The sequence below is a fragment of the Dyadobacter subterraneus genome (genome assembly GCF_015221875.1).
GTDB classification, from domain to species: Bacteria; Bacteroidota; Bacteroidia; order Cytophagales; family Spirosomataceae; genus Dyadobacter; species Dyadobacter subterraneus.
Genome location: NZ_JACYGY010000020.1, coordinates 1 through 691, shown reverse-complemented (window position 1 = coordinate 691; position 691 = coordinate 1). Strand labels below are relative to the sequence as shown.

Annotated in this window: 1 pseudogene; it reads left to right on the top strand. The window is 44.7% G+C overall.

Annotated elements, in window-relative coordinates:
* Positions 1 to 573 (top strand): annotated as a pseudogene (tnpC, locus tag IEE83_RS32780) (IS66 family transposase); the annotation flags it as partial.
* Between the last annotated feature and the right edge of the window lie 118 nt (positions 574 to 691).

The following is a 691-nucleotide window of genomic DNA, read 5'->3' as shown; positions in this document are numbered from 1 at the left end:
AAAGTACTGGAAAGTGAAAAGAAGGGAGCTTGCCACCAAGGCTATTATTGGGTGTACCACAGCCCTTTGGATGGCGTAGTTCTCTTTGATTACCAGCCGACAAGAGGATCGGCAGGTGCAAAAACGATGTTAGAAAGTTTCAAAGGCTATCTGCAGACAGATGGGTATGCCGTTTACGAAAAGCACGGAAAACGTAAGGACGTTACTCACCTGGCTTGCTGGGCACATGCCCGCAGAGAATTTGAACGAGCGCTGGATAATGACAAAACCAGGTCGCAAAAAGCGCTATCGATGATCCAGCAACTGTACGCTGTGGAGCGGAAAGCCAGCCAGCAGATGCTGGATGCTGCTGGAATTAAAGAGCTACGGCTGGTCGAATCCCTTCCGGTTCTCAATGAGCTGGGAAAATGGATCTTTGAAGAAATTAAAAGTACACTACCCAAAAGCCAGATTGGGAAAGCGATGCAGTACAGTTATAATCGCTGGGATGCGCTTAGTGCGTATTTATACGATGGGAATCTGCTGATCGATAATAATCAAATCGAAAATTCCATACGTCCGTTGGCCCTGGGTTATGCATAGCTAAGGGTTATGTAAAGCTTTACTAAAAAATGGCCATTGGGATCAAATCAAGGCTTATTGATTACCTTTTCACTTGACATAATATTTTGAAATTATCGTGGTATAGCTG